Annotated in this window: 2 protein-coding genes; both read right to left on the bottom strand. The window is 49.8% G+C overall.

Going from position 1 to position 1,779, the window contains the following annotated elements; genetic code table 11:
• Positions 1 to 203 (bottom strand): ATP-binding protein (locus BLQ81_RS22560; protein WP_217636708.1); only part of this gene is annotated, 203 nt, incomplete at its 3' end.
• Positions 204 to 223: 20 nt separating this feature from the next.
• Positions 224 to 1,779, bottom strand: a 1,556-nt coding sequence (gene istA, locus BLQ81_RS21830) for an IS21 family transposase (protein WP_092735284.1), incomplete at its 5' end; no start/stop codon positions are given.

Here is a 1,779-nt window from a genome sequence, read left to right as displayed (position 1 = left end):
GCATATCGGAGTTTGCTTAGCCTGAGATGCATCTGGGTACGTTTGTGGTGCTTTTGGTCGACTTCCTGCTGGACCAGCTGGGCGAGCAGTTGATGAGTCTGTGGCTGGCTGTTGACCGGCAGGTCCAGGATTGCTTCGTAGCCGCTGGCCATCCCGTGGAGCTTGAGGTCTCGGAGTTGTTGAAGGGTAGCTTGTGTGTTCATGTGTGTTGTGTGTTTTGGAGTTAGGAAAGTTCTTTTGAGCCTCGGATATTTTCATGGACAGGAGTTTTGAAGTCCGAATTACTGGCTGTGTCTTTTTTGTCCATGTTGTTTTTGAGGATGTTTTCCAAGATTCCGTAATTGACTCTTGGAGCTTCGCTGAGCAGGGTACAGGCTTTTTCCAGCCGGTCTTTTCCGTATTTGCCAGCCAGCCGAAGGGCCCCAAGGCAGGAATTGAAGGTCTGTTCGGGAAAGACTTTGGATTCTAGAATTTTCCCTATTGCTGCCTTGGTATGGGGGCCGATGGATGCAGCTTGGGAAAGAAAATAAGCTCCATCCCATCCTTTCTGCTGGTGGATGGCCCGGTGGTTTTCCGGCATGTGTACCGCAAGGGTGCTGTAGCCATACCTGCGCCGGTCTCTGGAATGGAATGCAATCCGCCTGTGATCGGCATAGATCTCCACTTGGCTCTGTGTGTAGCTGATTTTAACCTGTTTGCCCACCTGATCGTAGGGAACACTGTACAGGTGACAATCCTCGCCCAGCTGAACGTGATAATTACGCTGCACTTTGGCCATGACGGTTTTGCGAACCTCGAAGACCGTGGAAGGCAGGGACTTCAACAGGGGCTGTTCATACTGGACAAACAGGTCGTGACGGCTGTAATTCCTTCCTTTGAAGTTGCGGCGGTTTAGCTTTTCCAATTCTTCTCTGATCTGTGCGTTGAGCTCAGCCAGACTGAAAGCCTCCAGGTTTCTGAGTTTGGAGAAGATCCGCGTATAGGACACTCTGACACTGGTTTCAGCGGTGGCTTTGTCCTTCGGCTTTCTCACCCTAGTGGCCATGAAGGTGACCTTGTAGTGCAGGGAAAGCTGTTCGATCAGTTCGGTAAAGGCAGGCTCGTAGCGGTTGGCTTTCTTGACGGCAGTTTTCATGTTGTCACAGACGATACAATCAGGCATGCCGCCCAGATAACCAAACGTATTGCCCAGTGATGAGGCAAAATACTCCTGCTTCTGATCGGGAACAGCTTCGATATACAGGTAGCTGCTGAACGGTAAAACGGTCACCAGTACATCACATTGAATGATCTCTCCGGTCTGGCGGTCAATATAACCCAGCTTGTCACCCGAATAGTCCACCATCAGCTTAGCTCCAGGCTTATGAACGAACAGCGCAGAGACATCCTTGTTGGCGATATGCTGATTCAGATAGTGACAAAACTGCGTATAGCCATAACCTCCTTCCGGAGGATGACTCTCATGGTATTCTTCCCATAGCAGCTGACGGGTGACATGCCGTTTCTTGAGCTCTGTGGCGTAATGGGGAAGCTTTTGTTGAAGATGGAGATATCTTGGATCTGCGGTGGGTGGCGTTTCTGACTCAAAAAGTAATTCGCCCAAGGCCTCATCGCTCAGTTTTAAAGACTCAGAAAGCGTATAGGAACTCCGTTCGATTAGCCGAAGATAACCTCGAATGGTATTGCGGGAATAATTGGAATGACGAACTATGGCACGAATAGATAGCCCGTTCGCTCTTTGTTGTAAAATGTTCCGGATCTGTTGCATGGTTTTGCTCT

Origin of the sequence: Algoriphagus alkaliphilus, from assembly GCF_900103735.1 — a bacterium.
Lineage (GTDB): Bacteria > Bacteroidota > Bacteroidia > Cytophagales > Cyclobacteriaceae > Algoriphagus > Algoriphagus alkaliphilus.
The sequence above is the reverse complement of the archived record's forward strand: the minus strand, read 5'-3'. Positions and strand labels throughout refer to the sequence as shown.